The 24374-nt window shown below is 67.8% G+C and carries 21 protein-coding genes; 19 read left to right on the top strand and 2 right to left on the bottom strand.

Features of this window, described 5'->3' with window-relative positions:
- The first annotated feature begins 33 nt into the window (after nt 1-33).
- The 14 genes from H3H55_RS06430 to lpdA all read left to right on the top strand — a co-directional run bounded on the left by H3H55_RS06430 (nt 34) and on the right by lpdA (nt 17287).
- Complete coding sequence (locus H3H55_RS06430; protein ID WP_129514164.1) at nt 34-279, top strand: hypothetical protein; 246 nt, start codon at nt 34-36, stop codon at nt 277-279.
- A gap of 207 nt (nt 280-486) precedes the next feature.
- Nucleotides 487-1791 carry an MFS transporter gene (locus H3H55_RS06435; protein ID WP_193098040.1) on the top strand — a complete coding sequence of 435 codons (1305 nt, stop codon included), beginning with the start codon at nt 487-489 and terminating at the stop codon, nt 1789-1791.
- Between the two features lie 43 nt (nt 1792-1834).
- Nucleotides 1835-2359: a flavin reductase gene (locus H3H55_RS06440; protein WP_193098041.1), complete on the top strand. Its 525-nt coding sequence runs from the start codon at nt 1835-1837 to the stop codon at nt 2357-2359.
- 26 nt (nt 2360-2385) lie between these two features.
- Nucleotides 2386-3456, top strand: coding sequence for a DUF6421 family protein (locus H3H55_RS06445; RefSeq protein WP_193098042.1), 1071 nt, complete (start codon nt 2386-2388; stop codon nt 3454-3456).
- 56 nt (nt 3457-3512) lie between these two features.
- Complete coding sequence (gene ilvD / locus H3H55_RS06450) at nt 3513-5354, top strand: dihydroxy-acid dehydratase (protein ID WP_193098043.1); 1842 nt, start codon at nt 3513-3515, stop codon at nt 5352-5354.
- A 2-nt stretch (nt 5355-5356) separates the two neighbouring features.
- Nucleotides 5357-6547 carry a cystathionine beta-lyase gene (gene metC / locus H3H55_RS06455; RefSeq protein WP_193098044.1) on the top strand — a complete coding sequence of 397 codons (1191 nt, stop codon included), beginning with the start codon at nt 5357-5359 and terminating at the stop codon, nt 6545-6547.
- Nucleotides 6548-6606: 59 nt separating this feature from the next.
- Nucleotides 6607-7923 carry an LLM class flavin-dependent oxidoreductase gene (locus H3H55_RS06460; protein WP_193098045.1) on the top strand — a complete coding sequence of 439 codons (1317 nt, stop codon included), beginning with the start codon at nt 6607-6609 and terminating at the stop codon, nt 7921-7923.
- A gap of 78 nt (nt 7924-8001) precedes the next feature.
- Nucleotides 8002-9615, top strand: a complete 1614-nt coding sequence (gene gshA / locus H3H55_RS06465) for a glutamate--cysteine ligase (RefSeq protein ID WP_193098046.1) — start codon at nt 8002-8004, stop codon at nt 9613-9615.
- 37 nt (nt 9616-9652) lie between these two features.
- Complete coding sequence (locus H3H55_RS06470) at nt 9653-10843, top strand: benzoate/H(+) symporter BenE family transporter (protein ID WP_129514170.1); 1191 nt, start codon at nt 9653-9655, stop codon at nt 10841-10843.
- Nucleotides 10844-10906: 63 nt separating this feature from the next.
- Nucleotides 10907-12067, top strand: a complete 1161-nt coding sequence (locus H3H55_RS06475) for a mandelate racemase/muconate lactonizing enzyme family protein (protein WP_193098047.1) — start codon at nt 10907-10909, stop codon at nt 12065-12067.
- A gap of 229 nt (nt 12068-12296) precedes the next feature.
- Nucleotides 12297-13529 (top strand): 3-methyl-2-oxobutanoate dehydrogenase (2-methylpropanoyl-transferring) subunit alpha, encoded by a 1233-nt coding sequence (locus H3H55_RS06480; protein ID WP_193098048.1) that lies wholly within the window; start codon nt 12297-12299, stop codon nt 13527-13529.
- A complete protein-coding gene (locus tag H3H55_RS06485) occupies nt 13526-14572 on the top strand; it encodes an alpha-ketoacid dehydrogenase subunit beta (RefSeq protein WP_129514173.1) in 1047 nt (348 codons plus the stop codon). Before H3H55_RS06480 ends, H3H55_RS06485 begins: the two co-directional genes overlap by 4 nt.
- A 1-nt stretch (nt 14573) precedes the next feature.
- Nucleotides 14574-15890, top strand: a complete 1317-nt coding sequence (locus H3H55_RS06490) for a dihydrolipoamide acetyltransferase family protein (RefSeq protein ID WP_193098049.1) — start codon at nt 14574-14576, stop codon at nt 15888-15890.
- Nucleotides 15891-15895: 5 nt separating this feature from the next.
- Entirely contained in the window at nt 15896-17287 is a 1392-nt protein-coding gene (lpdA, locus tag H3H55_RS06495) for a dihydrolipoyl dehydrogenase (RefSeq protein WP_193098050.1), read from the top strand.
- 178 nt (nt 17288-17465) lie between these two features.
- Here lpdA and H3H55_RS06500 read toward each other — a convergent pair whose 3' ends face one another.
- Complete coding sequence (locus H3H55_RS06500; RefSeq protein ID WP_226799958.1) at nt 17466-17669, bottom strand: hypothetical protein; 204 nt, start codon at nt 17667-17669, stop codon at nt 17466-17468.
- A 243-nt stretch (nt 17670-17912) separates the two neighbouring features.
- On the opposite strand from H3H55_RS06500, the gene H3H55_RS06505 reads away from it, so the two are divergent.
- Nucleotides 17913-18542 (top strand): NAD-dependent epimerase/dehydratase family protein, encoded by a 630-nt coding sequence (locus tag H3H55_RS06505; protein WP_129514176.1) that lies wholly within the window; start codon nt 17913-17915, stop codon nt 18540-18542.
- Nucleotides 18543-18567: 25 nt separating this feature from the next.
- On the opposite strand, the gene H3H55_RS06510 is transcribed toward H3H55_RS06505, so the two are convergent.
- Nucleotides 18568-19485: a LysR family transcriptional regulator gene (locus tag H3H55_RS06510; protein WP_193098051.1), complete on the bottom strand. Its 918-nt coding sequence runs from the start codon at nt 19483-19485 to the stop codon at nt 18568-18570.
- Between the two features lie 128 nt (nt 19486-19613).
- On the opposite strand from H3H55_RS06510, the gene speB reads away from it, so the two are divergent.
- The 4 genes from speB (at nt 19614) to H3H55_RS06530 (ending at nt 24337) form a co-directional block, all read left to right on the top strand.
- Nucleotides 19614-20564 (top strand): agmatinase, encoded by a 951-nt coding sequence (gene speB / locus H3H55_RS06515; RefSeq protein ID WP_193098052.1) that lies wholly within the window; start codon nt 19614-19616, stop codon nt 20562-20564.
- A 129-nt stretch (nt 20565-20693) separates the two neighbouring features.
- Complete coding sequence (locus H3H55_RS06520) at nt 20694-21371, top strand: SOS response-associated peptidase family protein (protein WP_193098053.1); 678 nt, start codon at nt 20694-20696, stop codon at nt 21369-21371.
- A 303-nt stretch (nt 21372-21674) separates the two neighbouring features.
- A complete protein-coding gene (locus tag H3H55_RS06525) occupies nt 21675-23105 on the top strand; it encodes a purine-cytosine permease family protein (protein WP_193098054.1) in 1431 nt (476 codons plus the stop codon).
- Nucleotides 23106-23266: 161 nt separating this feature from the next.
- Nucleotides 23267-24337 carry a porin gene (locus H3H55_RS06530; RefSeq protein ID WP_193098055.1) on the top strand — a complete coding sequence of 357 codons (1071 nt, stop codon included), beginning with the start codon at nt 23267-23269 and terminating at the stop codon, nt 24335-24337.
- The last annotated feature ends 37 nt before the right edge of the window (nt 24338-24374 follow it).

Raw genomic sequence — 24374 nt, forward strand, 5'->3', positions numbered from 1 at the left:
GCCGCGCGCGGCCGGACGAGAACAAGGTATCGAATGCTCCACAAGAGCGTTCGGTCCAGCGGTGCGTTCGCGACTTTGAACGTCGGCGAACGTTGTAAAGAAGCCCAAAGCGGGCATGTGAGCAAAAGGCTGAACATGAAGAACGCTTTCGACTACCCGCGCGCGATGCGCGCTTTCCGCCATGCCGGCGATGCGGTTCCCGGGCACAACGACGTACAACGAGCCCCGGGACGCACGGCAACGCCGCGATCGGCCCGCGCAAAACCGATGCGCGCCTGATCCGCGGACCACGAACCGGATTCGACGAAACGCCGGGCGGACGTCGCACGCATGCGTGCGGTCCGCGGCATCCCGCGCACACGAACGAGCCGACCGAAGGCGGGCGGCCCCCGACCGTGCGCGCCGGATGACGGGTGTCATTGCGGAAGGAAGTCATCCTGAAGCAGTGCGAAACAAAGAATAACCGCTCGAAAGAAGGGAAAAACCATGGAGACGCTTGTATCGATTGCATCGCCCGCATTGCGGGTGTCGGAGGAAGCCGCCTATCGCAAGGTCGCGTGGCGGCTGATGCCGCTGCTGCTGTTCTGTTACCTGGTGTCCTATCTCGACCGCGTCAACGTCGGTTTCGCGAAGCTGCAGATGGCCGGCGACCTCGGGCTGTCCGACGCGGCCTACGGGCTGGGCGCGGGCATCTTCTTCTTCGGCTACTTCATCTTCGAGGTGCCGAGCAACCTGATTCTCCATCGTATCGGCGCGCGGGTCTGGATCGCGCGGATCATGGTGACGTGGGGCGCGGTCTCCGCGCTGACGATGTTCGTCACGACGCCGACGGCGTTCTACGCGATGCGCTTCCTGCTCGGTGCCGCCGAGGCCGGGTTCTTCCCGGGCGTGATCCTGTACCTGACCTACTGGTATCCGGCCCACCGGCGCGGACGGATGACGACCGTGTTCATGACGGCCGTCGCGCTGTCGGGTGTCGTCGGCGGGCCGATCTCCGGCTACATCCTGAAGGCGTTCGACGGGCTCAACGGCTGGCACGGCTGGCAGTGGCTGTATCTGCTCGAAGGGCTGCCGTCGATCGCCGCGGGCGCGCTCGTGTACACGCTGCTCGACGACCGGATCGCGCAGGCGAAGTGGCTGAGCGACGACGAACGCGCGCTGCTCGAGCGCAACGTGAACGCGGAGGAGGCAGTCAAGTCGCACCTGTCGCTGGGCGCGGTGCTGGCCAATCCGCGCGTGTGGCTGATGTGCGCGATCTATTTCTCGTTCGTGATCGGCCTGTATGGCGTCGGGTTCTGGCTGCCGACGCTGATCCGTGCGACGGGCGTGGCCGACCCGCTGACGATCGGTCTGCTGTCGACGGTGCCGTACGCGCTGGCGGTGCTCGCGATGATCGCGATCGCGCGCAGCTCGGACCGGTACCGCGAGCGCCGCTGGCACCTCGCGGTGCCGGCCGCGATGGGCACCGTCGGGCTCGTGCTCGCGGTCGGCTGGGCACATCAGACCGGGCTCGCGATCGCGGCGCTGACGCTCGCGACGATGGGCATCCTCACCGCGATTCCGCTGTTCTGGAGCCTGCCGACCGCGTTCCTCGGCGGAACGGCGGCGGCCGCCGGGATCGCGATGATCAATTCGATCGGCAATCTCGCGGGGTTCCTCGGTCCTTACCTGATGGGGCTGTTCAAGCAGGTCACCGCGTCGAACGATGCGGGCCTCTACATGATGGCCGGCTGCATGGCGCTGGGCGGGCTGCTCGCGCTGTCGTTGCCGAAGGCGCTGGTGAACCGGTAGCGCGATGCCCGGCATTCCCCTCAACGCATCCCGGAGACAGGACATGATCCACAACGAACCCGCGCTGTTCCCCGACCAGTCGATCGGCGCATCGCCGCAGCAGTTTCGCGACGCGATGTGCCGCGTGGCGTCGGCCGTTCACGTGCTCACGAGCGATGGACCGGCAGGGCGCTGCGGCATGACGGCGACCGCCGTGCTGTCGGTGTCCGATGCGCCGCCGACGGTGCTCGTGTCGGTCAATCGCGACAGCGTGTCGGCGCAGCGGCTGATCGCGAACGAAGTGTTCTGCGTGAACACGCTGGGCGCGGCCGACCGGTTCCTTGCCGACGTATTCGCGGGCCGCACGTCACACGATCGCACCGCGCGCTTCACGGTGGGCGAGTGGGGCGAGCTCGCGACGCGCGCACCGGTGCTGGCGAGCGCGCGCATCGCGCTCGACTGCCGGCTCGTCGCGTCGATGAGCGCGGCGACGCATGAGCTGCTCGTCGGCGAAGTGGTGGCGCTGCACTGCGCGGCGCCCGACGACGACGCGCTCGTTTATCTGCAGCGTGAATTCCGCGCCGTGTAACGACGCGCGCCGACAGGACGACCGACATGAAACGCGAAATCGTACAAGCCACCAACCGCTGCCGCAGCGAGATCCTCGCCGGCGGCTTTCGAACCGATGTCGCGCGGATCGCGCAATGCGCGCGTGCGCATCTCGGCGACTATGCCGACAACCCGCACGTGCGCGCGTTGCTCGTGACGCTGGAAAACCGCTGCCTCGCATCGGGGCGCCTGCTGGACCTCACGTATTCGGTGGACCAGAGCTTCATCCTCGGGTTCTTCGACGTGCCGTACAACGCCGATGCGTTCCTCGAAGCGGCCACGATCGCGCCCGTGCCGATTCCGCCGAGCGTGCTCGCGATCGCGCCGGACGGCAACGCGCTGCCGGTGCAGATCCGCATGTGCACGGACGGCTTCCGCAACCCGCTCGCGGTCGCGGTATTCGGCGAGAACTTCATCGACGCCGACCTGCGCGCGTATCACAAGGCGTACTACTTCATCGACAAGTTCGTCGAGCGGTTCAAGCGCTACACGCGGCCGGCGATCGAGGCGAGCTGGTCGCCCACCGCGTTTCCGGACCTGCTCGCGGCCGGCGACGAACTGCTGACGCAAGCCAGCGCGATCTGGGTCCATCTGCACGAATACCACCACCGCACCGGCTTCCTGCCGATCCCGGAGCATCTCGACGCGAAGAGCACGCGCAACGGTGCCGGTGCGGAGGAACTGCGCGTCGACATCCTGTCGATCCTTGCGCTGTTCCGGCTGCGCTCGGACGACCGCGTGCTGCGCGCGTCGATCCAGTACATCCTGGCCGAGCGTCTGATCCGCTATCCGCTGCAGGCGCCGCCGCTCGACAACTACGACGCGCGATCGTCGGTCGCGCTGTTCCATTACCTGTCTCGTCACGGCGTGATCGCGCAGCGTGGCGAAACGCTCTATTTCGAAGGGGGCTACGAACGCCTGACCCAGGCGCTCAGGTCCATCGTGATCAAGCTGACCGCGCTCGAATACAAGCTCAGCGTGTCGTCCGATCTCGACCGGAGAAAGATCCTGTCGTTCGTGCTGCCGACGCTGGCAAAGAACGACAACAACTGGGGTGCGGCCGGCCGGCCGCACTGACGGCGGGCCGCTTGGCGGCCACCGACCTTTTCGAACAGATTCCATCGAGGATCAGGATGCCTACCTATCGTTCACGTACTTCCACCCACGGCCGCAACATGGCGGGCGCGCGCAGCCTGTGGCGCGCCACCGGGATGACCGATGCCGATTTCGACAAACCGATCATCGCGGTCGTCAACTCGTTCACCCAGTTCGTGCCCGGGCACGTGCACCTGAAGGATCTCGGCCAGCTGGTCGCGCGCGAGATCGAAGCGGCCGGCGCGGTCGCGAAGGAATTCAACACGATCGCGATCGACGACGGTATCGCGATGGGGCACGACGGCATGCTGTACAGCCTGCCGTCGCGCGAGCTGATCGCCGACAGCGTCGAATACATGGTGAACGCGCACTGCGCGGACGCGATGGTGTGCATCTCGAACTGCGACAAGATCACGCCGGGGATGCTGATGGCCGCGATGCGCCTGAACATTCCGGTGATCTTCGTATCGGGCGGCCCGATGGAGTCCGGCAAGCTGACATTTCGCGGCAAGCGGCGCGCGTTTGACCTGATCGACGCGATGGTGGTGGCCGCCGATGCACAGGTGTCGGACGACGAGGTGCGCGCGGTCGAGAACGTCGCGTGCCCGACCTGCGGCTCGTGTTCGGGCATGTTCACCGCGAACTCGATGAACTGCCTGGCCGAAGCGCTCGGGCTGGCATTGCCGGGCAACGGTTCGGTGCTCGCGACGCATGCCGACCGCAAGCGGCTGTTCGTCGAGGCAGGGCGGGTGATCGTCGACCTCGCGCGCCGCTATTACGAGCAGGACGACGTGAGCGTGCTGCCGCGCTCGATCGCGACGCGCGACGCGTTCGAGAACGCGATGACGCTCGACATCGCGATGGGCGGCTCGACGAACACGGTGTTGCACCTGCTGGCCGCCGCGCATGAGGGCGAAGTGTCCTTCACCATGGCCGACATCGACCGGCTGTCGCGCCGCGTGCCGGTGCTGTGCAAGGTGGCGCCCTCCGTGCAGGACGTGCACATGGAAGACGTGCATCGTGCCGGCGGCGTGATCGGGATCATGGGCGAACTCGACCGTGCGGGGCTGCTGAATACGACGCTGCCGACGGTGCATGCACCGAGTGTCGCGCATGCGCTCGCGCGCTGGGACGTGATGCGCAACCGCGTCGATTCGGTCACGCGCTTCTATCGCGCGGCGCCGGGCGGCGTGCGTTCGCACGTCGCGTTCAGCCAGGACAACCGCTACGACGAACTCGATCTCGACCGCAAGACAGGTTGCATTCGCGATGCCGAGCACGCGTTCTCGCGCGATGGCGGGCTCGCGGTGCTGTTCGGCAACATCGCGCGCGACGGCTGCATCGTGAAGACCGCCGGCGTCGATGGCGGGATGCTGCGCTTTTCCGGCACCGCACGCGTGTTCGAGGGGCAGGAAGAGGCGGTCGAGGGCATTCTCGGCGGCGCGGTCGGGCCGGGCGACGTCGTGATCGTCCGCTACGAGGGGCCGCGCGGCGGGCCGGGGATGCAGGAGATGCTCTATCCGACCAGCTACCTGAAATCGAAGGGGCTCGCGAAGCAGTGCGCGTTGATCACCGACGGCCGCTTCTCGGGCGGCTCGTCGGGGCTCTCGATCGGGCACGTGTCGCCGGAGGCGGCCGAAGGCGGCGAAATCGGCCTGATCGAAAACGGCGACGTGATCGAGATCGATATCCCGAACCGCTCGATCCGTGTCGTGGTCGACGACGAAGAACTGCATCGCCGCCGCGCCGCGATGGAGGAGCGTGGTGCGCGCGCGTGGCAACCCGAGAAACGGCAGCGCCGCGTGTCGGGCGCACTGCGCGCGTACGCGGCGATGACCACCAGCGCCGCACGCGGTGCCGTGCGCGTCGTGAAGGGCTGATCGTGCGGCCCGCCCCGAACCGTCCGGCCACCGGCGCGCAGGCCGACACCGTGCTCGTCACGAGCGGCCGCGCGCCGGCCGCGCATCACGGCTTCGTCAATCCGCCCGTGTATCGCGGCTCGACGGTGCTGGCGCCGAGCGTCGCCGACCTGCTCGGCTATACACAGCCTTACGTCTACGGCCGGCGCGGCACGCCGACGACGGCTGCGCTGCAGGACGCGATGCGCGCGCTCGATCACGGTGCCGGCGTCGTGCTGTGCCCGTCGGGGCTCGCGGCCATCACGACCGCGTTGTCGTCGTGCCTGGCGGCGGGCGACCACTTGCTGATGACGGACGCGGTCTACCGGCCCGCCCGGCAGCTGTGCGACGGCGTATTGCGGCGCGCGGGCGTCGAGACGACGTACTTCGATCCGTGCGCGTCGGTCGACGCGCTCGCCGCGCTGATTCGGCCGAACACGCGCGCGCTGTATCTGGAGGCGCCGGCGTCGCAGAGCATGGAAATGTGCGACGTACCGGCGCTCGCCGCGCTCGCGCACGACCGGGGGCTCGTCGTGCTGGTCGACAACACGTGGGCGACGCCGCTGTTTTTCGACGCGTTCGCGCACGGCGCCGATCTCGTGATCCAGGCCGGCACCAAGTATCTCGCCGGTCATGCCGACGTGATGATCGGCATGGTGTCGGCGTCGGCGCACATGCTGCCGGCGCTCGAGCAGTACCAGCGCGACACGGGGCAGTGCATCGGTTCGGACGATGCGTTTCTCGCGCTGCGCGGACTGCGCACGCTCGGCGTGCGGATTCGCCAGCACCAGGCGAACGCGCTGCACGTCGCGCACTGGCTTGCCGCGCGTCCGGAGGTGCGGCGCGTCTGTTATCCGGCGCTCGAGGACGATCCCGGGCATGCGCTGTGGGCGCGCGACTTCGGCGGCGCGACGGGGCTGTTCTCCGTGGTGCTGCGGCCGGCGCCCGCGCAGGCCGTCGCGGCGCTGCTCGAGGGGCTCGCGTATTTCGGGCTCGGTTATTCGTGGGGCGGCTACGAAAGCCTGGCGATGCCGTTCGACTGCACCGCCTACCGTACCGCGTCGCACTGGGATCCGGGCGGTCCGTGCGTGCGCTTTCACATCGGCCTCGAGAACGCCGACGACCTGATCGGCGATCTCGAGGCCGGCTTCGCCCGCTTCAACGATGCGTGCTGACGGGACCGACACACGCGGCCAGCACGCATTGCGCCTATTCCAATGACGAGGAACCCCGTATGACGAAGCAACTCTGCCTGGGTGGATTCATGCGACCGATCTGCCTGCACACGGCGTGGTGGCGGCATCCGAGCGCGCCGACGCTGGCGAACTTCAACTGGCCGGTCATCCGGTCGCTCGCGCAGAAGCTCGAGCACGCCTGTTTCGACGCGGTCTTCACCGCCGATCACCTCGCGGTGATGCCGATGCCGCCGAACGCGCTCAAGCGCAGCGGCACGATTACGTCGTACGACCCGCTCGTGATGCTGTCGGCGATCGCCGCGTGCACCGACCGCATCGGCCTGATCGCGACCGGCACGACGAGCTACGAGGACCCGTACCTGCTCGCGCGCCGTTTCGCGTCGCTCGACCATCTGAGCGGCGGACGCGCGGGCTGGAACATCGTCACGACCGTCAACCCGGAGGCCGCGCTCAATTTCGGGCTGGAGACCGCGCTGCGGCACGCGGAGCGCTACGAGCGCGCGGAGGAGTTCTTCGACGTCGTGACGGGGTTGTGGGACGGCTGGTCCGATCATGCGCTCGTGATGGACAAGGAAACCGGAGTGTTCTCCGACCTCGACAAGATCCGGCCGCTGAATCACAAGGGCAAGTTCTTCTCGGTGAAGGGGCCGCTCAACATCGCGCGGCCGGTTCAGGGCTGGCCGGTGATCGCGCTCGCCGGCGCGTCCGAGGAGGCACGCGACATGGCCGCACGATCGGCCGACCTCGTGTTCGGCAACGCACGCAGCATCGAGACGGGCCGCGCGTTCTATCGCGACGTGAAGTCGCGTGCGGTCGCGGCCGGGCGCAATCCCGACCACGTGAAGATCCTGCCCGCCAATCAGGTGTATGTCGGGCGCACGCGCGCCGAAGCGCTGGCGAAGAAGCGCTACATGGACGATCTCGTGCACGTCGACAGCAACATTCCCAACCTGTCGATCCGGCTTGGCGTCGATTGCTCGAAGTTCGATCCCGACAAGCCGCTGCCGGAGTTGCCGCATACCGAGCAGGGGCAGGGCAACCAGCGCGAATGGGCGGCGCTTGCACGTCGCGAGGGGCTGACGGTGCGCGAGCTTGCGAAGCGCGCAGCCGAATCCGGCACCGGTGAGATGGTCGGCACCGCGTCCGAGATTGCCGACCAGATGGAAGAGTGGCTGATGACGGAAGCATGCGACGGCTTCATCGTCGTGTTCTACACGGTGCCCGACGGCTACGACGACTTCGTGACGATGGTGGTGCCGGAGTTGCAGCGGCGCGGGCTGTTCCGCACGCGCTACGAAGGCGCGACGCTGCGGGAAAACATCGGCCTGCCGCGGCCGAAGAGCCCGCTCGACTGAGCGCCGCCTCGTCCGATTCGACTCCGGGAGACCGCGATGACCCACGACCCCCAATCCCTGCTACCCAGGCATACCTGGATGACGACGCCTTATCGCCGCCGGCTCGGCGTGCTGAGCGACGCGGCGCACCTGCCGCTGCTCGGTCACGGGCTGTGCGGCGTCGAGCGCGAGACGCTGCGCGTCGATGCCGCCGGCCGGCTCGCGCTGACGCAGCATCCGCGCGCGCTCGGCGCGGCGCTCACGCATCCGTCGATCACGACCGACTATGCGGAGCCGCTGCTCGAGTTCGTGACCCCGCCGCAGCACGATGCGGCCGACGTGATCGAGCGGCTCGACGAGCTTCACCGCTTCGCGTGCCAGGCAATCGGCGACGAGCTGCTGTGGAGCCAGTCGATGCCGTGCCCGCTCGACGACGATCGCCGCATTCCGATCGCGTGGTACGGCACGTCGAACCTCGGCATCCTGAAGCATGTGTACCGGCGCGGGCTGGCGTTCCGCTACGGCAAGGCGATGCAGTGCATCGCCGGGATCCACTACAACTATTCGCTTGCCGATGCGGTCTGGCCGCTGCTGCGCGATGCGCACGAGCCGGCCGGCCGCGACGCACGCTCGGCCGGTTATCTCGCGCTGATCCGCAACTTCCATCGCTACGGCTGGCTGCTGCTGTACCTGTTCGGCGCGTCGCCGGCGCTGTGTGCGGGCTTCGTCGCGGGCGACCGGCACGGGCTCGACGTGTTCGATGAGCAGACGCTGTACTTGCCGGACGCGACGAGCCTGCGCATGAGCGACCTCGGCTACCAGAATCGTGTGCAGGGTGCGTTCGCGCCGTGCCTCGATACCTTGCCGGCCTACCTGGAAGGGCTCGCGCGCGCAGTCGCGCAGCCGTGCCCCGAGTACCAGGCGATCGGCGCGAAGCGCGACGGCGAGTGGCTGCAGCTCAGCACGCACCTGCTGCAGATGGAGAACGAGTTCTATTCGGCGATTCGCCCGAAGCGCACGGTGCGCAGCGGCGAGCGGCCGCTCGATGCGTTGCGCGGCCGCGGTGTCGAGTACGTCGAGGTGCGCTGCCTCGATATCGATCCGTTCGCGCCGCAAGGCGTGTCCGAGACGACGCTGCGCTTCGTCGACGCGTTCCTGCTGTTCTGCGCGCTCGACGACAGCCCGTGCTTCGCGGGCACCGAACAGGACACCTGCCGGCGCAACTTCGCGGCGGTTGCGCGGGAAGGGCGGCGCCCGGGGCTCGAACTGCAGCGCGGCGGCGAACGCATCGCGCTGCGCACGTGGGGGCACGAATTGCTCGCGCGCATCAACGAGGCGGCCGGCGTGCTGGATCTGCAGCGCGGCGACACGCGCACCACCGCGGCGCTCGACGCGCAATACGCGAAGCTCGACGATCCGCGGGAGACGCCGTCGGCGCGCGTGCTCGACGTGCTGCACACGCTTCGCGACGACCCGCGCGGCGCGTGCTTCGCGTTCGGGATGCGGCAGACGCTCGCGCACACCAGGGATTTCCGCGCGCGGCCGCTGCCGGCCGACGTGCAGGCGCGGTTCGACGCAACGGCGCTCGACTCGCTGAACCGCCAGGCCGATCTGGAGCGCACGCAGATCGGCAACTTCGACGCGTTCCTCGCCGCGTATCACGCGGGAACGCTGAACCAGGAATGCGGCGAGCCGACGCACCGCGCGTCATGACGCGGTCGCATCCATATCGAAATCGTCCGGAGGACTGATGAGCAGTATCGCGGAATTGAAAACCGAACGCGGCTTCTCGGCGCGCGCGGCCGGTGCAGGCGCGCTGGCGTCGTTCGTCGGCTTCGCGTCGACGTTCACGCTGATCGTGAATGCGCTGACGAATGTCGGCGCGACGCGCGCGCAGGCCGCATCGGGCCTGATGGCCGTGTCGATCGTGATGGGACTGGCGGGCATCGTCCTCAGCTATCGGACGAAGATGCCCGTCAGCGTCGCGTGGTCGACGCCCGGCGCCGCGCTGCTGCTCGGCCTGGGGGCGGTGAAGGGCGGTTATCCGGCCGCGGTCGGCGCGCTCGTGCTGACGGGCGTGCTGCTCACGCTGGCCGGATTGTGGAAGCCGCTCGGTCGCGCGATCTCGCGGATTCCGTTGCCGATCGCGAATGCGATGCTCGCGGGGATCATCCTGAACCTCTGCGTCGCGCCGGTGCATGCGCTCGCGCAGTATCCGCTGATCGTCGCGCCGATCCTGCTCGTCTGGGTCGTCATGATGCGGATTCGCAAGATACTTGCCGTGCCGTGCGCGGCGGTCGCGACGCTGGTCGCGATCGCGTTCGTCGCGAAGACGGGCGGCGCCGGCGCGGCCGGCATGCTGCCGCATCTCGCGCTCGTCGCGCCGGTGTTTTCGGTGTCGACGATGATGAGCGTCGCCGTGCCGCTGTTCATCGTGACGATGGCGTCGCAGAACATCCCGGGCGTCGCGGTGCTCAACGTGAACGGCTACCGGCCGGAAGCGTCGCGACTGTTCGCCGCCACGGGCCTGTGCAGCCTGCTGGCGGCACCGTTCGGCGCACCGCCGATCGGGCTGGCTGCGATCACCGCCGCGCTGTGCGCGGGCGAGGAGGCCGGCCCCGACGAATCGCGTCGCTACTGGGCGGGCATCGTCTGCGGTGCCGCGTACATCGTGTACGGGCTCGCGGCGAGCGCCGCGACGCTGTTCATCGCGGTCGCGCCGCCGATCATCATCGAAGCCGTCGCGGGCCTCGCGCTGATGAACGCGCTCGGCGGCGCGCTGCTCAATGCGCTCACCGACAAGGATGCCCGCGAAGCGGCGATCCTGACCTTCCTCGTGACGATCGCCGGCCACGCGTTCCTCGGCATCGGCGGCGCATTCTGGGGGCTGCTGACCGGCATCGGCGTCACGTTCGTGCTGCGTCGCACGCAGAGCCGGTGACGCCGCGCGCGAACGCGGCCTGACGAAATCCTGTCGTACCCATCACAACAAAACGGAGAAGACATGCAGCACACCATCGAGAAAATAACCGCGACGCCGGTGTTCGCGCGCGGCGACGCGGAGATCGCCGGCGTCCGGCTGTCGGGCAAGCTGTCGGGCGTGATCGTCGAGATCGAGACGTCGCAGGGCGTGGTCGGCCACGGCTTTACCGCGATTACCGACGAAGCCGTCGTGGCCGCCGCGATCGATCACGTGGCCGCGCCGAACCTGGTCGGGATGAACGTCGTCGAGCGCGAGCGGATCCTCGACAAGCTCTACTGGCTGCTGTGCCCGCGCGGGCAGACCGGCTACGCGGGGCACGTGATCTCCGCGATCGACATCGCGGTGTGGGATGCGATCGGCAAGATCGTCGGCATGCCGGTATGGAAAATGCTCGGCGGCGCGCGTCCGGTGGTGCCGCTCTACACGACCTTCGGCTTCGCGTCGGTCGAGCGCGCGGAACTGGTGCATGCCGCGCGCGCGCTGGTCGGCGCCGGGCACCGCCGCATCAAGATGATCGTCGGTTATCACGCGCTTGCGCGCCGCAACGAGGGGCGACCGCTCGACCAGGTAGTCGCCGACGATGTGGCGCGCGTGCGCGCCGTTCGCGACGCGGTGGGCGACGCCGCGGAGATCTATATCGACGCGAATTGCGGGCTCGATCACTATCACGCGCTGCGGCTTGCCGAGCGCGTGGCCGACTGCGATATCGGCTTCTTCGAGGAACCGATTGCCGACAACGATCCGGCCAAGCTCGCCGACCTCAGAAAGCGCGGCGGCATTCCGGTCGCGACCGGGCAGAGCGAGGGGCAGCTGTTCCGGTTCAGGGATTTCCTCGTGAACGAGTCCGTCGACATTCTTCAGCCCAACGTGTGCGTGTGCGGCGGCTTTTCGGTTGCGGCGCGCGCGGCTGCGCTCGCGCAGGCGTTCGGCGTGCCGATCGACAACGGCGGCACGTTCCCGTTCCACAACATGCACCTGCATGGCGGGCTCGCGAACGGCGGCTCCGTCGAGTGGCACGTCGTCGCGGTGGAGATCTGCCGGAACCTGTTTACCGGCCTGCCGGCCGAGCGCGACGGTACGCTGACGCTGCCCGACGCGCCGGGTCTTGGTTTCGGCATCAACCGCGACGGCGTGCGCGAATTCTCGTCCGGCCCCGGATCGCAGGGGCACGGCAAGGCGTGACCGGCAGCCGGCGCCAATCGGCCACCCCGGGCGCGCCGGCCCGCCATCCCGCGCCTATCATGGCAAATATGCTCACCGCGATCGAGCGGGTTGGTCATCGACGGCCGGCGCGGCATTGCATAGATTCCCAAGGTTGGCGTGCTTATCCGCGCGCCAGCCCGCGCGCAGGCCGGCAACCGGCCGCGCGTTCCTATCAGCGTGAGACACAATCGAGCGTGGAGACGACACGATGAGCCTGTCAGAGCCATTGCGTCTGCATGTGCCGGAGCCCACCGGGCGCCCGGGCTGCAAGACGGACTTTTCCTATCTGCATCTATCGCCGGCCGGCGCGGTTCGCCGCCCGCCGATCGACGTTGCCGCGGTGGACACCGCCCATCTCGCCCGCAGCCTGGTGCGCGTGATCGACGACCGCGGCGAAGCCGTCGGCCCGTGGGCACCGGACCTCGACGATGCGCGGCTGATCGCCGGGCTGCGCGCGATGCTCAAGACCCGCATCTTCGACGCGCGCATGATGATCGCGCAGCGCCAGAAGAAAATCTCGTTCTACATGCTGAGCCTCGGCGAAGAGGCGATCGGCACCGCGCACGCGATGGCGCTGCGCGACGGCGACATGTGCTTCCCGACCTATCGGCAGCAGAGCATCCTGATCGCGCGCGACGTGCCGCTCGACCGGATGATCTGCCAGCTGATGTCGAATGAAGGCGATCCGCTGAAAGGCCGCCAGCTCCCCGTGATGTACTCGGATCGCGACGCGGGCTTTTTCTCCATTTCCGGCAATCTCGCGACGCAGTTCATCCAGGCGGTCGGCTGGGCGATGGCATCGGCGATCAAGGGCGACACGAAGATCGCGTCCGCGTGGATCGGCGACGGCGCGACGGCCGAAGCCGACTTCCACACCGCGCTCACGTTCGCGCACGTGTACCGTGCGCCGGTCGTGCTGAACGTCGTCAACAACCAGTGGGCGATCTCGACGTTCCAGGCGATCGCGGGCGGCGAAGGCACGACGTTCGCGGGGCGCGGCGTCGGCTGCGGGATCGCGTCGTTGCGCGTCGACGGCAACGACTTCCTCGCGATCTACGCGGCATCGACCTGGGCGGCCGAACGCGCGCGCCGCAATCTCGGCCCGACGCTGATCGAGTGGGTGACCTATCGCGCGGGCGCGCATTCGACGTCGGACGACCCGACCAAGTACCGGCCGAGCGACGACTGGTCCCATTTCCCGCTCGGCGATCCGATCGACCGTTTCAAGCGCCACCTGATCGTCAAGGGCATCTGGTCGGACAGCGCGCACGAAGCGCTGACGGCCGAACTCGAGGCCGAGGTGATCGCCGCGCAGAAGGAAGCGGAGAAATACGGGACGCTGGCCGACGACCGGATTCCGTCGCCGGCCTCGATGTTCGACGACGTGTACAAGGAGCTGCCCGCGCACCTGCGCCGTCAGCGCCAGGAACTGGGAGCATGACCATGGCTCAACTCGAGACAGGCACGGCGGCGCAGCCGATGACGATGATCCAGGCGTTGCGCTCCGCGATGGACGTGATGCTCGGACGCGACAGCGACGTGGTCGTGTTCGGGCAGGACGTCGGGTATTTCGGCGGCGTGTTCCGCTGTACCGAAGGACTGCAGAACAAATACGGCAAGTCGCGCGTGTTCGATGCGCCGATCTCCGAAGGCGGGATCGTCGGCGTGGCGGTGGGGATGGGTGCGTACGGGCTGCGCCCGGTGTGCGAGATCCAGTTCGCCGATTATTTCTACCCGGCATCCGACCAGATCGTGTCGGAAGGCGCGCGGCTGCGTTATCGCTCGGCCGGCCAGTTCATCGCGCCGATGACGATCCGGATGCCGTGCGGCGGCGGCATCTACGGCGGCCAGACGCACAGCCAGAGCCCGGAGGCGATGTTCACGCAGGTGTGCGGCCTTCGCACGGTGATGCCGTCGAATCCGTACGACGCGAAAGGGCTGCTGATCGCGTCGATCGAGAACGACGATCCGGTGATCTTCCTCGAGCCGAAGCGGCTGTACAACGGGCCGTTCGACGGCCATCACGAACGGCCCGTCACGTCGTGGCTCAAGCATCCGGCGAGCGCGGTGCCCGAGGGCTACTACACGGTGCCGCTCGATACGGCCGCCGTGGTGCGGCCCGGCAACGACGTGACGGTGCTGACGTACGGCACGACGGTGCACGTCTCGCTCGCCGCGGCCGAAGAGACCGGCATCGACGCGGAGGTGATCGACCTGCGCACGCTGTGGCCGCTCGATCTCGACACGATCGTCGCGTCGGTGCGCAAGACCGGGCGCTGCGTCGTGGTGCACGAGGCAACCCGCACCTGCGGTTATGGCGCGGAACTGGTGTCGCTGGTTCAGGAACATTGCTTCTACCACCTCGAAGCGCCGATCGAGCGCACGACGGGTTGGGATACGCCGTATCCGCATGCGCAGGAATGGGCGTACTTTCCGGGGCCGGCCCGGGTTGGCGAAGCGTTGCGACGCGTGATGGAGGCGTGAGATGGGGATTCATGTCATCAAGATGCCGGATATCGGCGAAGGGATCGCCGAGGTCGAGCTGGTGGCCTGGCATGTGGAAGTCGGACAGACGATCAAGGAAGATCAGCCGCTCGCCGACGTGATGACCGACAAGGCGGCGGTCGAGATTCCGTCGCCGGTGACGGGGAAAGTGCTCGAACTCGGCGGCCGCATCGGCGAGATGATGGCGGTCGGCAGCGAGCTGATTCGTCTCGAGGTCGAAGGCGACGGCAACCTGAAGGCCGGCGCGCCGGTGCGGGAAACAAAGGTAGAAACCTCACCGGTTGCGGCGGCGCAGTCGACACCGGTCGCCGACGTGCCGGCTGAAAAGCCTGCGGCGCCGCGTCATGACGCGAAACGTGCTGCCGCGGAACCGCGTCGAGCCGAACCTGCGGCGCAGCCGCGCCCGGCGCTCGCGCCGGGCGAACGATCGCTCGCGTCGCCGGCCGTGCGTCAGCGCGCGTGGGACATGGGTGTCGAGCTGCGCTATGTGCGCGGCACGGGCGACGCAGGGCGGATCCTGCATACGGATCTCGATGCGTATGCGCGCACCGGCAGCGGTGCGGCGCGTGCATCGCAAGCGCACGGCTACGACGAACGCCACGACGAAACCGAAGTGCCGTTGATCGGCCTGCGGCGCGCGATCGCGCGCAAGATGCAGGAAGCGAAGCGCCGCATTCCGCACTTCAGCTACGTCGAGGAAATCGACGTCACCGAACTCGAATCGTTGCGTACCGACCTGAATCGTCGTTATGGCGACACGCGCGGCCGCCTCACGCCGCTGCCGCTGCTGATCCGCGCGATGGTGATCGCGTTGCGCGACTTCCCGCAGATCAATGCGCGCTTCGACGATGAAGCGGGTGTCGTCACGCGTTACGGCGCGGTGCACATGGGCGTCGCGACGCAGACGGATGGCGGCCTCACCGTGCCCGTGCTGCGTCATGCCGAAGCGCGCGACGTGTGGTCGATCTCGGCCGAAATCGCGCGGCTCGCCGATGCGGTGCGCGCGAACCGTGCGCAGCGCGACGAACTCAGCGGCTCGACGATCACGATTTCGAGCCTCGGCGCGCTCGGCGGCATCGTGTCGACGCCGGTCATCAATCATCCCGAGGTCGGCATCGTCGGCGTGAACCGGATCGTCGAGCGGCCGATGATTCGCGACGGCGCGGTCGTCGCGCGCAAGATGATGAATCTGTCGTCGTCGTTCGACCATCGTGTCGTCGATGGCGCGGACGCGGCCGAATTCATCCAGGCCGTGCGCGGGGTGCTCGAACGCCCGGCACTGCTGTTCGTGGAGTGAGCGCGATGAAAAACGAACACACCACGCTGCTCGTGATCGGCGGCGGCCCGGGCGGCTACGTCGCCGCGATCCGTGCCGGCCAGCTCGGCATTCCGACCGTGCTCGTCGAGCGCGACCGGCTCGGCGGCACGTGCCTGAATATCGGCTGCATTCCGTCGAAGGCGCTGATCCACGTGGCCGACGCGTTCGAACAGGCGTGCGGCCAGGCCGGCGAAGGGGCGCTCGGGATTCGCGTGCGCACGCCCGAGATCGACATCGCGCAAAGCGTCGCGTGGAAGGACGGCATCGTCGACCGGCTGACGCGCGGCGTCGGCGCGCTGCTCAAGAAGAACGGCGTGCGCGTGCTGCACGGCGACGCGCGCGTGATCGACGGCAAGACCGTCGAAGTCGTCTCGGGCGGCCACACGGCGCAGATCAGTTGCGAGCACCTGTTGCTCGCGACCGGCTCCGAACCGGTCGAACTGCCGTCGATGCCGTTCGGCGGACCTGTCGTGTCGTCCACCGAAGTCCTGTCGCCCGCGACGTTGCCGAAGCGGCTGGTCGTCGTCGGGGCCGGGTATATCGGGCTCGAGCTCGGGATCGTCTACCGCAAGCTCGGCGTCGAAGTCAGCGTCGTCGAAGCGGCGGAGCGCGTGTTGCCTGCGTACGATGCCGAACTCGCGCGGCCGGTTGCCGATTCGCTCGCGCGGCTCGGTGTCCGGCTGTGGCTTGGCCACAAGGTGCTCGGGCTCGCGGAAAACGGCGCGGTGCGCGTGCAGGCGGCGGACGGCGCCGAGCAGACGCTGCCGGCCGATCGCGTGCTGGTCGCGGTCGGCCGCCGGCCGCGCGTCGACGGCTTCGGGCTCGAGTCGCTGCGGCTCGATCGCAACGGCCGCGCGCTGCGGATCGACGACGAATGCCGGACGTCGATGCGCAACGTCTGGGCGATCGGCGACGTCGCCGGCGAACCGATGCTCGCGCATCGCGCGATGGCGCAGGGCGAGATGGTGGCCGAGCTGATCGCCGGCCGGCGCCGCAAGTTCATGCCCGCATCGATTCCGGCCGTGTGCTTTACCGATCCCGAGATCGTGACGGCCGGCTGGTCGCCGGACGACGCGCATGCGGCCGGCGTCGATTGCGTGAGCGCGTCGTTCCCGTTCGCGGCGAACGGGCGCGCGATGACGCTGCAGGCGACCGACGGTTTCGTGCGTGTGGTCGCGCGGCGCGACAATCACCTGATCGTCGGCTGGCAGGCCGTCGGGCGCGGTGTGTCGGAACTGGCCGCGGCGTTCTCGCAATCGCTGGAGATGGGCGCGCGGCTGGAGGACATCGGCGGCACGATCCACGCGCACCCGACGCTCGGCGAAGCGCTGCAGGAGGCCGCGCTCCGCGCGCTCGGGCACGCGTTGCATGTTTGACGCGGGCACCTGACACGGAGACGCCGATGCGCAACGTGCGCATCGGCGGCCTTCCGGCTGCCGCGCCGATGCCGGTGTAGAAGACGATCTGAAACGGCTGCCCGCGCGTGTGCCTTTTGTCAGGGAAGCGCGCGGGGTTCAACGTGTTGCGCCGTCACATTACGATAAAACGCATCGACTATCTGAGATAACCCCGGTTGTTCGAGTGATAGTGGTCCGCGTTCTCCAGCATCGCGACCTTGACCGGCACATGGCGAATGCGCGCGAGGAACGGCTCGCTCGGATGCTGCGGCGTCCAGTGCTCCGCGGCTGGTTGCGTGAGCAGGATCGGGCCCACGGTAAAGCCCTCCGGCTCGACCGCCGGCCGGACATCAATAGCCATTCAACGGGATGGGGTACGATGGAAATGGCTATTCGACGCGCACATGGGCGACAAGCTGATGCGCGGAGTGGCCCGAAGCCGGCAGCACCGCGAGACCGTTTCGAGATATGCAACGCGTGCGGCTTGTAATTTTTCGAGATGTGGGAAGGTTGTCTGCGCCGGGTCGGCCGACCATCATGTGGAAAGCCGGAAACCGGGCCGCCTCCGGCCCGCCAACGCAGGCTTCACACGGAAGAACCGGACATGAAACTGCTGCTCGTCGGCGCGACCGGACTCGTCGGGCGCCACGTCCTCGAAGTCGCGCTCGCCGATGCGCGGGTCGATCGCGTGATCGTCCTCGCGCGCCGGCCGTTGTCGCCGCATCCGAAGATGCGCGCGCTGGAGGTCGATTTCGATCATCTGCCCGGCGAGGCCGACTGGTGGCAGGCCGATGCCGTGATCTGCACGCTCGGCACCACGATGCGGGCCGCCGGCTCGCAGGCGGCGTTCCGGCGCGTCGATCACGACTATCCGCTGGCGGTCGCGCGGCTCGCGCACCGGTACGGCACGCCGACGTACGTCCTGAATTCCGCCCTCGGCGCGGATCCGGCGTCGCGCATCTTCTACAACCGCGTCAAGGGCGAGGTCGAGCAGGCGCTCGCCGGCGTCGGGTTCGCGTCGCTCACGTACGTGCGGCCGGGCCTGATCGGTGGCAGCCGCGATGAATTCAGGGTCGGCGAGCGGATGCTGGTGTTCGCGCTGAACGTCGCGCAACCCGTGTTGCCGACGAAGTGGCGCGTGAACCCCGCGCGGAAGATCGCCCGCGCGCTGCTCGACGCGGCGCTCGACGCGCGGCCGGGCGTGCAGGTCGTCGCATCGGACCGGCTGGTCTGAAGCGGAAGGGGGCGACGCGCGCCGGCTATTGGCTCGCGAAGCCGTCAAGCCCGCCGAACTGTTCGGCGAGCGCTGCGGTGAATGCATCCAGCGCTTCGCTGCCGTCGCAGTTCCTCGGCGTCGCGAGCTGGAATTCGACCGTGTGGCTCAGCTTGCTCGCGAGCAGCCTGCGCATTTTCCCGGCGGCCACCCACGGCGCCGCGACGTGGTCGGGCAGGAAGCCGACATGCGCGCCGGACAGGATGAAGATCACGTCGGCGTCGACGTTCTCGGAGAACGCGGTCGGCTGCGCGTTGCGCAGCGCCGCACCCGACGTGTTCGTCTTGTAGAGCCGCGCGACGTTGCTGGTGCGCGCGATGTCGTTGACCGACACGGTCTTCTTCGCAAACAGCGGATGCCGGGCGCCGCAATGCAGCGACTGGTGTTCGACGAACAGCGGCGCGTAGTGCAGCCCGGCCTGGTGGCCCGAAAAGTAGCCGATCGCGAGCTGCAGCTCGCTCTTCAGCAACCTGCGCTCCAGCTCGTCGGGCGGCACCGCGATCATCTCGATCAGCACGTCCGGCGCCTGCTCGCGAAAGCGGCCGACGGCCGTCGCGATCGATTCGACGATGTCCGGCGCGAGCCGCTCGGACAGGCCGATGCGCAACTCGCCGAGCAACGTGCCCGACACGTGCTGCGTATCGCGCGTGAACACGTCCATCGCCTGCAGGAGCCGCCGGGTCGACTGCAGCACGCGTTCGCCCTTCGGCGTCAGCCGGAACCCGCTTTTGCCGCGGTCGCACAGCCGGAACCCGAGACGGGTCTCGAGCTTGGCCATCTGCGTGCTGATCGTCGACGGCGCCATCCCGAGCGTGCCCTGCGCGGCGCTGAAGCCGCCGCTTTCGACGATCGTCAGGAACAGCCGCAGCAACTGCAAATCCATGTCTCTCAGTCGGGTCAGCATGGCAATACATCGCGATTTGTGAAGTCAGCTTATGTTAGTTCATATTTTTCGTCGGATGCGCTGACGGCAGAATCGGGCACGAGGTCGCCGGCAGCGCGACCGTGTCCCCTTCAGACAGGAATCCGACGATGAGCCAGAACGATCTCGCGTTCACGCGCGACAGCCTCTACGGCACGCAAGCCGAGCCAACCTTCGCGGGCGCGACGAGCTTCATGCGCCGGCGTTTCAGCCGCGATCTCGATGGCGTCGACCTCGCGATTACCGGTGTGCCGTTCGATTCCGCCGCGTCGCACCGACCCGGCACGCGCTTCGGCCCGCGCGGGTTGCGGATCGCGTCGACCGGCATCGCGTGGGAGCGCCCGTGGCCGTGGTCGTTCGATCCGTTCGACGTGCTGGCCGCGGTCGACTATGGCGATTGCGCATTCGATCTCGGGCAGCCCGAATCGGTGCCGGGCGCGATCGAGCGGCATGCCGATGCGATCCTCGCGCGCGGCTGCGCGATGCTGACGCTCGGCGGCGATCACTTCATCACGTATCCGCTGCTGAAGGCGCATGCGAAGGTGCACGGGCCGCTGTCGCTCGTGCATTTCGATGCGCATACCGACACGTGGCCCGATCGCGACGTGAAGCGTATCGATCACGGGACGATGTTCTATCACGCGGCGCGCGAAGGGTGGGTCGTGCCCGAGCGATCGGCCCAGGTCGGCATCCGGACCACCAACGACGAACCGATGGGATTCGACATCCAGGATGCGCGCCGCGTGCATGCGTCGACGCCCGCCGCGGTCGCCGCGCGCATTCGCGAGCGCGTCGGCGATCATCCCGTGTACCTGACCTTCGATATCGACTGTCTCGACCCGGCGTTCGCGCCGGGCACCGGTACGCCGGTCGCGGGCGGGCTGTCGAGCCATCAGGCGTTCGAGATCCTGCGGCACCTGGAAGGCATCAACCTGATCGGCATGGATGTGGTCGAGGTGTCGCCGCCGTATGATCATGCGGAAATCACGTCGCTGGCCGGCGCGACGATCGCGCTGGAACTGATCTGCCTGTATGCATCGCGCCGTCGCGGCGCGCGGTGACGGCGGGCGTCGGCTCGATCACGGCGCATCATCGATTCGTAAAACTGTTTCGTCTTACAAAGCAATAGCGCGATCGCGACACCTGCGCTGACCTACGATGGAAACATTGCTTCCATCGTTCGCCGAACCGTGTGCACCCACTACCGCGCCCCCGGCGAAGACCCGGGCATCAGTGAACTGAAGATCGGCATCGGCGATCTGTACCGCCGCGACCCGTGGGCACCCGATGTCTATCCCGATTACGCGGCGCCGCTTGCGCGCGCCGACGGCGACGGCCTCGCGGTCGTTGTGGCCGTGTTCGGCTTCTGGCCGAAATTCATGCAGCCCGAACGGATCGACGAGAACGGCCGGAAAAGCAGGAAGCTCGACACGGTGAACGCGCGGGCTGAAACGGTCGGCTCGTCGCGGCTGTACGGCAACGCCTGGCGCAACGGCCAGCGCTGCCTGATCCCGGTGCGCTGGATCTGCGAGCCGTGCTACGAGAGCGGCCGCAACGTGTGGCACCGGATCGGCGTCGACGGCTGGCAACCGTGCTGCGTCGCCGGCATCTGGCGGCGCTACGAAGGCGGCGACGGCCGCGCATGCGTCGGCATGGCGATGCTCACGGTGAACGCCGACGACCATCCGCTGTTCGCGCGGATGCATCGGCCCGGCGACGAGAAACGGGGCGTCGTGATCCTGCGCCGCGACGACTACGACGAATGGCTGCACGCGCGCGACATCGAAGTCGCGCGGCGCATGCTGAACCTGCTCCCCGCCGCCGACATGACGGCCGCGCCCGATCAGGCGCCATCCACCGGCGCCTGACCTTTCATTTTTCCAACGTCCGATCGGCGGCAAAACCGGCCCGACGCATCGCGATTGTTCGGACAATTTCTAAAATGGATCGATACCGGGTAATCACCGATATCTCGCAAGTTGTATATACAAGATCATCCGCTGGCAATGTCGGCACACGTCGTGTCGCTTGCGCGCCAGCGTGCAGACCGTGCGTGCGTGGCGCATGCCGGCGATCCACGGCGCCCCGCACCCGAAGAGCCGAAAGGGCGGCTCGCAGATTCCTGTCTTGTTCAAACCATTCGCGATCCTGAGTATTTTGGAGATTTCCCCGTGTCAACGAATCCCAGTGGAAAAGCCGGCGGCCTGATCGAGGTACGCTCGATCGACTTCATTCCCGACGCCGAGCGCCACGGCGGCTTGCTGAGCCAGTTCACGTTGTGGCTGTCGGCCAACATGCAGATCACGGCCATCGTCACGGGCGCGCTCGCGGTCGTGCTCGGCGGCGACGTGTTCTGGTCGCTGGTCGCGCTGCTGCTCGGCCAGCTCGTCGGCGGCGCGGTGATGGCGCTGCACGGCGCGCAAGGGCCGCAGCTCGGGCTGCCGCAGATGATCTCGAGCCGCGTGCAGTTCGGCGTGTATGGCGCGATGATCCCGATCGTGCTCGTGTGCCTGATGTACATCGGCTTTTCCGCCAGCGGCTCGGTGCTGGCCGGGCAGGCCGTCGCGCAGCTGCTGCACGTCGATGACGCGGCCGGCATCCTGCTGTTCGCGGCTGTGATCGTCGTGCTGACCGTGTTCGGCTATCGCGCGATCCACTTCGTCGGCCGGATCGCGAGCGTGGTCGGCATCGTCGCGTTCGTCTACATGTTCTCGCAGCTGTTCGCGAACCACGATATCGGCGCGCTGCTCGCGAACAAGCATTTCTCGCTCGCGAGCTTCCTGCTGTCGATGTCGCTGTCCGCGTCGTGGCAGATCGCGTTCGGCCCGTACGTCGCCGACTATTCGCGCTACCTGCCGCGCTCGACGTCGTCGGTCGCGACGTTCCTCGCGGTCGGCCTGGGTTCGGTGATCGGCGCGCAGGCGGCGATGGTGTTCGGCGTGTTCGCGGCCGCGCTGGCCGGCGGCCAGTTCGCGCACCACGAAGTGTCGTATATCGTCGGCCTCGGCTCGACGGGCGCCGTGGCCGCGCTGCTGTACTTCAGCATCGCGTTCGGCAAGGTGACGGTGACGGCGCTCAACGCGTACGGCAGCTTCATGTCGATGGCGACCATCGTCAGCGGTTTCCGCGGCAAGGGTGCCGTGTCGTCGAAGAGCCGTCTCTTCTACATCTTCGGGATGATCTGCGTGTCGACGCTGATCGCACTCGCGGGCCGTCATTCGTTCCTGAAGGAATTCACCGCGTTCATCCTGTTCCTGCTTGCGTTCTTCACGCCGTGGAGCGCGATCAACCTGGTCGACTACTACTGCTTCACGCGCTCGCGCTACGACGTGCCGGCTCTGTCCGATCCGGATGGCCGCTACGGCCGCTGGAACGTGATGGCGATCACGATCTACGTGGTCGGCATCCTGGTGCAACTGCCGTTCATGTCGACGCACATCTATACGGGACCGCTCGTCGACGCGCTCGGCGGCACCGACATCTCGTGGATCCTCGGCCTGATCGTGCCGGCCGTGCTGTATTACGTCGCCGCGCGTGCGTCGCGACGCAGCATCCCCGAACGCCTGATCCTGCCGATCGAGCGCGGCGAAGTTCACCACTGACCACGCGCATCGCGCATCGGGCCGGCGCGCTGCCGGCCTGAGCGTCGCGCCGAGCCTGGCGCCGCCTGCATCAGGCTCTCACCCACATTCACTTTCCCGCGATGCCGGTGCGGCGCGACTGCCGCGCCCGGCGTCGTTTCATTCTCTTTCTATTGAATAGTATGACTAAACAAATGAAAGCCCGCGGCAGCGATTCCCGGGCGTGGCCGGTGCACGCCGGTCTCCGCATGACGGTGGCGGCCGCGTGTCTGGCCGGATCGGGTGCCGCGCTCGCGCAGGACGGCGTCACGCTGTACGGCGTGATCGACGAATTCGCGCAGTACGTGAATACCGGCAACGGCTATACGGCGGCGATCGGCTCGGGCGGTCAGTGGGGCAGCCGGTTCGGACTGAAGGGCGGCGAGGATATCGGCGGCGGGCAGAAGATCGAGTTCGCGCTGGAGAACGGCTTCAACCCGAACGACGGTTCGCTGGCGAGTTCGGGCAGCATGTTCAACCGGCAGGCGTGGGTCGGCGTCGCCGGGCAGTGGGGCAAGGTGCGCGCGGGCCGCCAGAATTCGCCGCTGTTCAACGACCAGGGCGGGCAGGACGCGTTCGGCGGCGTCACGCAGGCGTCCGGCATGGACAACCTGACTGTGTTCGCGTTCCGCACCAGCAACACGCTGTCGTATCAGAGCCCGGAGATCGCCGGTTTCCAGGGCGGGCTGTATTTCGGGTTCGGCGATGCGGGCGGCGTGCGCTCGGCCGGTTCCAGCCAGCAGTTCGACCTGACCTACGAGCACGGGCCGTTCGCGGCGTTCGTCGCGGGCCAGTGGCTGAAGAACGCAACGGCGACCACGACCGATCGCACGATCATGGCCGGCGCGTCGTACGCGATCAGCAAGGCAACCGTGTACGGCGGTTTCTCCGCGGTGAAGTGGGCCGACTTCGGGATCGATTCGCGCGTGTACGGGCTGTCGGTCAAATACCAGTTCAACCCGGCCAACTATGTCGCGCTCGGTTACGCATATCTGCACGACCAGTCGTCGCAGGGCAACAATGCGGACCAGCTCGGGCTGATGTACGAGTATGACCTGTCGAAGCGTACGAGCTTCTACGGCGCGCTGTCCTACCTGCGCAACCGCAACCAGGCCGGCTACACGCTCGCCGGTGCGGCGAACCCGGGCCTGCCGCTCGCGTATCCGGGCGCGAATGCGCGCGGCGTGCAGCTCGGCATCGTGCATCGCTTCTGACGATGGCGACGCGCCGGGCCGTGTGTGCCTGGCGTCT

The organism is Burkholderia sp. Z1 (assembly GCF_014893795.1).
GTDB lineage: Bacteria > Pseudomonadota > Gammaproteobacteria > Burkholderiales > Burkholderiaceae > Burkholderia > Burkholderia theae.